Origin of the sequence: Acidaminococcus sp. CAG:542, assembly GCF_000437815.1 — a bacterium.
Taxonomy (GTDB): domain Bacteria; phylum Bacillota; class Negativicutes; order Acidaminococcales; family Acidaminococcaceae; genus Acidaminococcus.
Map to the genome: position 1 here is coordinate 4131 of NZ_FR902072.1, position 7777 is coordinate 11907.

At 55.2% G+C, this 7777-nt stretch carries 8 protein-coding genes and 1 riboswitch; of the genes, 2 read left to right on the plus strand and 6 right to left on the minus strand.

Annotated elements, in window-relative coordinates; all coding sequences use genetic code 11:
* On the plus strand, positions 1-1360 hold a 1360-nt coding region (locus tag QVO43_RS05555; RefSeq protein ID WP_288174590.1), incomplete at its 5' end, for a diguanylate cyclase domain-containing protein.
* A gap of 77 nt (positions 1361-1437) precedes the next feature.
* Positions 1438-1514: riboswitch (cyclic di-GMP riboswitch) on the plus strand.
* A gap of 95 nt (positions 1515-1609) precedes the next feature.
* Positions 1610-3283, plus strand: a complete 1674-nt coding sequence (locus QVO43_RS05560) for a sensor domain-containing diguanylate cyclase (RefSeq protein ID WP_022487568.1) — start codon at positions 1610-1612, stop codon at positions 3281-3283.
* 35 nt (positions 3284-3318) lie between these two features.
* Here QVO43_RS05560 and rnc read toward each other — a convergent pair whose 3' ends face one another.
* From rnc to QVO43_RS05590, 6 genes are all read right to left on the minus strand, one after another.
* A complete protein-coding gene (gene rnc, locus QVO43_RS05565) occupies positions 3319-4023 on the minus strand; it encodes a ribonuclease III (protein WP_022487569.1) in 705 nt (234 codons plus the stop codon).
* 15 nt (positions 4024-4038) lie between these two features.
* A complete protein-coding gene (fabF, locus tag QVO43_RS05570; protein ID WP_022487570.1) occupies positions 4039-5286 on the minus strand; it encodes a beta-ketoacyl-ACP synthase II in 1248 nt (415 codons plus the stop codon).
* An 11-nt stretch (positions 5287-5297) separates the two neighbouring features.
* Entirely contained in the window at positions 5298-6251 is a 954-nt protein-coding gene (locus tag QVO43_RS05575; RefSeq protein ID WP_022487571.1) for an NAD(P)H-dependent flavin oxidoreductase, read from the minus strand.
* 87 nt (positions 6252-6338) lie between these two features.
* Positions 6339-6581 (minus strand): acyl carrier protein, encoded by a 243-nt coding sequence (locus QVO43_RS05580; RefSeq protein ID WP_012938736.1) that lies wholly within the window; start codon positions 6579-6581, stop codon positions 6339-6341.
* 40 nt (positions 6582-6621) lie between these two features.
* Positions 6622-7365 (minus strand): 3-oxoacyl-[acyl-carrier-protein] reductase, encoded by a 744-nt coding sequence (gene fabG, locus QVO43_RS05585; RefSeq protein ID WP_022487572.1) that lies wholly within the window; start codon positions 7363-7365, stop codon positions 6622-6624.
* Position 7366: 1 nt separating this feature from the next.
* Positions 7367-7777: ACP S-malonyltransferase (locus tag QVO43_RS05590; RefSeq protein ID WP_288174596.1), on the minus strand; the 411-nt coding region annotated here is incomplete at its 5' end.

Here is a 7777-nt window from a genome sequence, read left to right on the forward strand (position 1 = left end):
GGCGGCCACCATGCCCATTATCGATGGGTTCTACATCCATTTCAATGAAGACCTGATCCAGGCGTCTGACGGGTTCTGGTACAAACGGAAAAACGACCAGCCAGGTTTTGAAGAGCAGCCTTTTTCCCATCCCCGAAAATCTTCCAACCCAATGCTGGAGGAAATGTACCGTTGGTATTATGACCCTCTGGAAAGCCTTTCTCCCCAGTGGATCCCACCCTATCGGAACCGGGAAGGCGGCCCATTGCTGATTTCCTATGTAAAGCCGGTTTTCGTCAACCGGCGATGTGTGGCCCTGGTGGGCATCGATATCCGGATGGTCAACCTGGTGGATCAGGTGAAAAATGTGCGGATCTATGACAGCGGATATGCCCTGTTGTTTTCCGACACTGGAGTCCTGTACTATCACCCCAACTATGCAAAAGGGACCCAGATCACCACCCTGAAGGATTTTGGCCTGGACCACTCGCCGGATGTGTTCCGCCAGCATGATACTGGTTCCCACACCATTCCAGTATCCTATCAGGGGGAAAAGAAACAGCTGGCCTTTACCACCCTGGCCAATGGCATGAAACTGGGGGTAGTGGCTCCGGGAAACGAGATTTACGCCTTCCAGAAGGAGGCCATTTACCGGGCCTTTTTCCTGCTGCTGCTGTTTGCCATCATCACCTCCGCCATTGCCATCTACCTGGCCAACCGGATCCTCCGGCCCCTGGAGGAGATCAACGAAGCGGCCTCCCGGATGGGCCGGGGAAATTATGACGTCCCCATCAAGGAATCTTCCCGGGACGAAATCGGCCTGTTGGCCAAGAACATGAACCGGACCATGGACCTGATGAAGATCATGGTCCGGGATCTGAAGACGGAAGCCTTCCAGGACAAACTCACCGGAGTGAAGAATGTATCCGCCTTTGAAAAGCAGGTGCTGGAACTGAACCGGGAAATTTCCGACCCCCTGAACCACCTGGCCTTCGGATTGGTAATGGTGGACCTGAACGGACTGAAAGGGGTCAACGACACCTACGGCCACGAAAAAGGCAATGTGGTGATCCAGCTGACTTCCAAAACCATCTGCCAGCTGTACCAGCACAGTCCGGTGTACCGGATCGGCGGAGACGAATTCCTGGTGCTGCTCCGGCATGGGGATTATGCAAACCGGGAAGCCCTGTGGCAACAGCTCCTCCCCTATCTCCGGAAACGGGACTATACCCTGGAAAAGCCCTGGGAACAGATTTCTTTCTCTGCCGGCCATGCAGAATACCTGCCAGGGACGGATACGTCTTTCGAAGAAGTGTTCCGCCGGGCGGATGAGGCCATGTACCAGCTGAAACGGTCCATTGAAAGAGACGCAGCCCGCTGACCCTGTTCAACATGGGTATGGACAAATGAGCATTCATCCTTTATAACAATAATTGATATCAAAAAAAAAAAAATAAAGAAAACATTTGGCAAACCTGGAGAAATCCAGTGACGCAAAGCTATAAGGGCCTGTAAAATGGCAGCCAGCTGCAGAGACCTGCTCTCTTTTTCCAGGGTTCCCCAGCCGGCTGTCACGGAAACAGCCGGCTTTTGCTTTTTATAATTCTGTATAAAGGAGCGTATTTGTGCTGTGTGGATCAAATTCCGCAGTCTCCGGTCCCAGTTCCTGCTGATCATCCTGGGCATTACCGTGTCCCTGGTGCTGATCATGGGGTTCCTGGACCTGCAGACTGTCACTACTACTTCCACCCGGATCGCCACCATGAGCCTGAACTGGCAGGCCCAGCGGACTTCGGCCCCCATCCAGAGCACCCTGACGGAGGCCAAGGACATGACCGATGCCCTGGCCCGTTCCCTGGAAGCGGATATTGACGATCCCAGAGCCCTGAGGGACCCGGCTGTCCAGCAGCAGATCCTGGATCATCTGGAAAAACAGTTCCATCTGTCGGCGGAAAGTTCTTCCACCATTTTTGGGTATTATCTCCAGTTCAACAGTGAATATACCGGCCACCCCAACGGATTCTGGTACACCTGGGATCCGGAACGGAAAGCCTATGTACCCCACACCCCTGAGGAAATGGGACAGTATTTCTACAAGGACCGGCATCTCCGGAAGTTCTTCCAGGATCTGCGGAAAGGCGGCCAGCCTGTATGGCGCCCGCCTTACAATGACCACAATTTCGCAGTCCGGCGGATCTCCTATGTGGTACCGGTTTACAAGAACCAGCAGTTTGTGGGTTTTGTGGGCCTGAGCATCCGGATGGACACCCTGATTTCCATGATCCGGGATACCAGGATCTACGAAAGCGGCTATGCCGTGCTGTTCTCTAATGAGGGAGAGCTGTACTACCATCCGGATTATCCGGAGGGAGCTCCCACCACCTTGAAAGATTTCGGCCTGGAACCCTATGCGGAGGTGCTGAAAGGCCGGGATTCCAACGACCAGCTGCTGAGCTACCACTACAAGGGCCAGGAGAAGGAACTGGCCTTTATTACCCTGCGGAACAGCATGAATCTGGGGATCATTGCTCCGGATGAGGAGATTTATGAGGAACGGCGGATTTCCTACGGACGAAACCTGTTCCTGATGGTGTTCTTCGGACTCATTACCTCCGGCATGGCCATTGCCGGGGCCAACCGGATCATTCAGCCTTTGAAGGAAATCGACGAAGCCGCCCGGCGGATGGGCCAGGGGAACTATGACACCCTGCTCCACAGCACCCAGAAGGATGAGGTGGGGGATCTGGCCCGGAACATGGACCAGACCATGCTGCGGATGAAGGAAATGGTGGACCGGCTGGAAAACCAGGCCCTGGAAGACAACCTGACCCAGGTGAAGAACACCCGGGCTTACCAGCTAAAGGTCCAGGAACTGGACCGGCTGATCCGGAAGGATCCGGCCAAGGTTCCTTCCTTTGGAGTGCTGATGGTGGATGTGAACGACCTGAAAGGAGTCAATGACCGATACGGTCACGCCCGGGGCAACGATCTGCTCCTGCGGACGGTGAAATACATCTGCGACCTGTTCAAGCACAGCCCGGTGTACCGGGTAGGCGGGGACGAATTCGTGGTAATCCTCCAGAAGGAGGACTACCACAACCGGGAGGCCATCCTGTCCCAGCTGAAGCCCTGGAACCGGAAACGGAACTATGAGGATGACCGGCCCTGGGACCAGCTGGCCTTTGCCTCCGGATTCAGCGCCTACGATCCGGAAAACGACATCAACTTTCTCCATGTATTCCTCCGGGCCGATGCGGTCATGTATGAAAACAAGAAGAAGGCGGAAGGAAACAGAATGAGATAAAAAAATACCGCGCAGATGCGCGGTATTTTTTTATCTCATTTGCAAGCCTTCAGGGCCTCTCTGGCAGCCCGCTGTTCGGCTTCTTTTTTGGTTCTTCCCCGGCCTCTGCCCCGCTCTTCCTGGTTCACCAGGACGCGCATGACGAAGGTCCGGTTGTGGCTGGGGCCTTCTGCGGAAACCTGCTCATAGTCGATTTCCACCGGGCCGTCTTTCTGCACCACTTCCTGGAGCCGGGTCTTGTAATCCCGGTCAATGCCGTCGGCAGTAAGCTCCGGGATCCGGCTGATCAACAGCCGTCCCAAAAGCTCCGTCACTTTGGCAAAACCCTGGTCCAGGTAATAGGCTCCCAGGACGCTTTCAAAGGCATCGGCCAGGATAGAGGGATTCTCCTCCCCATCCAGGTTGATTTCCCCTTTGCCCAGGAGCAGATGGTCTCCCAGATGGTTTTCCGTGGCCAGCTGGGCCAGGGTCTCCTCACATACCAGGAAGGCCCGGAGCTTGGACAGCTCCCCTTCGTCCATCTGGGGACAGGTTTTGTAGATATGGGTGCTGACCACCAGGCTCAGCACCGAATCCCCCAAAAACTCCAGCCGCTGATTGTGCTGGGGCCGGGGATTCTTTTTGGACTCATAGGCATAGGACGTATGGGTCAGTGCCATATCCAGCAGGTGCAGGTCCTTCATGACCATGCCCAGCTGGCGGCAGAGCCCTTCCAGCTCTTTCTGACGCTGTTCCTCCATGGTACCGGGAGCCCCTTAGTCTTCGTACTTTTTGAAGCACAGGATGGCGTTGTGACCGCCGAAACCGAAGTTGTTGGACAGAGCCACCTTCACATCGGCTTTCCGGGCCACATTGGGCACGTAGTCCAGATCCAGGCCTTCTTCCGTATCCACATCTTCATAGTTGATGGTGGGAGGGATCATGCCGTTTTTGATGGTCAGTACCGTAGCCACGGCTTCCACGCCGCCGGCACCGCCCAGGAGATGGCCGGTCATGGATTTGATGGAGCTGATGGGCACTTCCTTGGCCCGGTCTCCAAATACCCGCTTGCAGCAGTTGGTTTCGTTCAGGTCGTTCCGGTGGGTGCTGGTGCCGTGGGCATTCACATAGTCAATGTCAGCCGGGGTCAGGCCGGCGTCTTTGATGGCCATTTCCATGCATTTCACCTGCATATCCCCTTCCGGATCCGGAGCGGTGATATGGTAGGCGTCACTGTTGTGGCCGTAGCCCACCAGTTCTGCATAGATCTGAGCCCCACGGGCCTTGGCATGTTCCAGTTCTTCCAGGACCACGATCCCGGCGCCTTCGCCCATGACAAAGCCGCTGCGCTTCTTGTCGAAGGGGCAGGAGGCCTTTTCCGGAGCTTCGTTGTTCCGGGACAGGGCTTTCATGTTGTCGAACCCGGCCACGGCAATGGGAGAAATGGCTGCTTCGGTACCCCCGGCCAGCATCACGTCCGCATCTCCGTACTGGATGGTCCGGAGGGCGTCCCCGATGCAGTCAGAACCGGTGGAGCAGGCGGTGACAATGGCCGTGTTGGGGCCTTTCACCTTCAGATCGATGGCGATCTGAGCTGCCGGCATGTTGGGGATTTCCATGGGAATGAAGAAGGGGCTGATCCGGCCAGGTCCCTTGGAGACTAGCTTGGTGGCCGCATCCAGGAAGGTATGGATGCCGCCGATGCCAGTGCCTACGCACACGCCGATCCGGTCTGCATCTTCCTTATCCAGGTCCAGGGCAGAATCTTTCACTGCCATTTTGGCACAGGCCACGGCGAACTGGGTCACCCGGTCCATCCGTTTGCCTTCTTTTTTGTCGCCGTAATCCGCAAAGTCAAAATCCTTTACTTCCCCGGCGATTTTGCAGTTAAAATCAGTGGTATCGAACTGGGTAATCAGACCGATACCGGATTTGCCTTCCATCAGGCTGTTCCAGAATGCTTCTTTACCGATGCCAATGGGCGTAATCGCACTGAGGCCGGTCACAACCACTCTTCGTTTCAAAAGGATCACCTCTACTCAATATTGTCCCAGTCTTCCCGGATCCGTCTGAAGATTTCATGGACGGGAAGGATTTCTTTAATTTTCCACATGTTGGCTCCGGTAAACACCAGACCTGTTTCCAGGTCTCCCTGCTGGGCCCGGGTCAGAGCCCGGATGATACAGAAGCTGCGGGAGCAGTGCTTCAGGCAGCTGTCGCAGGTGGTGGGTTTCAGAGGATGGCCTTCCAGCACAGCCTTGGAAAAAGGCGTCAGCACGGCACGGCCCTTGAATCCTACCGGACTATCTATTTGAACCACATCATCTTGGGTCATTTTCAAATAAAATTGTTTTAAGAAAGGAGACCCGTTGGACTCCTCACTGGCAGCAAACCGGCTGCCCATCTGGACGCCACTGGCACCCATTTTCAGCAATTCCGCCGCATCTTTGCCGGTGACAGCGCCACCAGCCGCAATGACCGGAATCTTCACCACCGAAAGGATTTCCGGCAGGATATCTTTGATGGAACGCTGGGTCCCCAAATGGCCCCCTGCTTCAGTCCCTTCCACCACAACGGCGGAAGCACCGAGCCGTTCCGCAATCTTTGCCAGTTTGGCATAGGATACAATCGGCACAATGGGAACATTATATTCCTTGCCGACAGAAAACATATCTCTGGAAAAGCCAGCCCCGGCCACAATCAGATCGACTTTCTCCTGGGCCGCAGTTGTAATGAGACCCTTAAACTCCCGGGCGGCTACCATGGCATTGATGCCAATCATTCCCTTGCCATTGGATAATTTCCGGGCAAGACGGATTTCCTTGCGCAGCTCATCGAAGGGCAGACCAGAAGCAGCGATCAGACCCACACCGCCTTCATTGGCCACTGAAGCTGCCAAACGCGCCGTGGACAAGCGTATGGCCATACCGCCTTGGACGATAGGCATAGTTGCTACTTTTTCACCAATCTTCAGCACTGGCACTTTCAACAAAAATCCCCCATTTCAGATCATAAGATCATGGATAAAGTTCGGAAAGCCCCTGTTGCAGGGCCTTCCGAAAATAATGGGATGCTATTATTTGCCTTCTTTATCCAACAGTTCGACTGCGTCTCTTACGGTGCGGATCTTTTCGGCCACATCGTCGGGGATTTCAGTGTTGAATTCCTCTTCGAAAGCCATGATCAGTTCCACAATGTCCAGAGAATCAGCTCCCAAGTCATCGATAAAAGTAGAGTCCATTTTTACGTCTTCAGGAGCAACGCTCAGCTGATCAACGGTGATGGCCTTTACTTTTTCAAAAGTGCTCTGTTCGCTCATTCCAGTTCACCTCCTTCCAATCCTCTAACATATAATGATACTACATTACCATGCCACCGTCCACATTTAAAACCTGGCCGGTTATATAAGCAGCCCCCTCGGAAACGAGGAAAAGGACTGCATTGGCAACATCTTCAGGCTGGCCGGCCCGTCCCAGAGGGATAGTCCGCGCCATTTCGGCCTTCTGGTCGTCGGTGAGCACACTGGTCATATCCGTGGCAATGAAGCCAGGAGCAATGGCATTGACCGTAATGCCCCGGGAAGCCACTTCCTTGGCCAGGCTCTTGGTGAAGCCGATGACCCCGGCTTTGGCAGCCGCATAGTTGGTCTGACCGGCGTTCCCCATTTCCCCCACTACGGAGGCCATGTTCACGATCCGGCCGCTTCTCTGCTTCATCATGGTGCGCAGGACGGCCTTGGAGCAATTGTACACCCCTTTCAGGTTGGTGTGCATCACATCGTCCCAGTCCGCTTCCTTCATGCGCATCAGGAGCCCGTCCCGGGTGATCCCCGCGTTGTTGATCAGGATGTCCAGACGGCCCAGTTCCTTCACCACCGTGTTCACGATGGTCTGGACACCGTCGGTATCGGCTACGCTGCCCTGGACCAGGAGAGCCTTCCGGCCCATCTGTTCGATGGCCGTCTTGACTTCTTCTGCTGCAGCGGTATTGCCGGCATAGTTGATGGCTACGTCAGCTCCGTTTTCCGCCAGCTTCAGGGCAATGGCACGGCCGATGCCCCGGGAGCCGCCGGTAACCAGCGCCACTTTCCCGACTAAAGTCATTTTATCTGACCTCCTTTAAATAAGCAAGGGTTTTTTCCAAACTGGCCAGGTCTTCCACGTTCTGGCCGGTGTAGGAACGGTCGATTTTCTTGACGAAACCGGTGAGCACCTTGCCAGGTCCCACTTCGATGAAGGTATCCACGCCGTTTTCCATCATGTACCGGACACTGTCTTCCCAGAGTACCGGGCTGGCAGCCTGTTTCACCAGTACCTGACGGATTTCGTCCCCTTTCTGTTCGGGACGGGCGGTGACGTTGGCGATCACCGGGATCTTGGCGTCAGCCACTTCGATGCCGTCCAGCACTTCCTTCAGACGGTCTGCAGCCGGCTGCATCAGGGTGCTGTGGAAAGGAGCGCTTACCGGCAGCATGATGGCCCGTTTGGCACCGGCGGCCTTTAAGGCTTCGCAAGC

Excerpts from the sequence above, each read along its gene's own strand:
- rnc (WP_022487569.1), bottom strand. The coding sequence starts at position 4,023 with ATGGAGGAACAGCGTCAGAAAGAGCTGGAAGGGCTCTGCCGCCAGCTG.
- QVO43_RS05580 (WP_012938736.1), bottom strand. The coding sequence starts at position 6,581 with ATGAGCGAACAGAGCACTTTTGAAAAAGTAAAGGCCATCACCGTTGAT.
- fabG (WP_022487572.1), bottom strand. The coding sequence starts at position 7,365 with ATGACTTTAGTCGGGAAAGTGGCGCTGGTTACCGGCGGCTCCCGGGGC.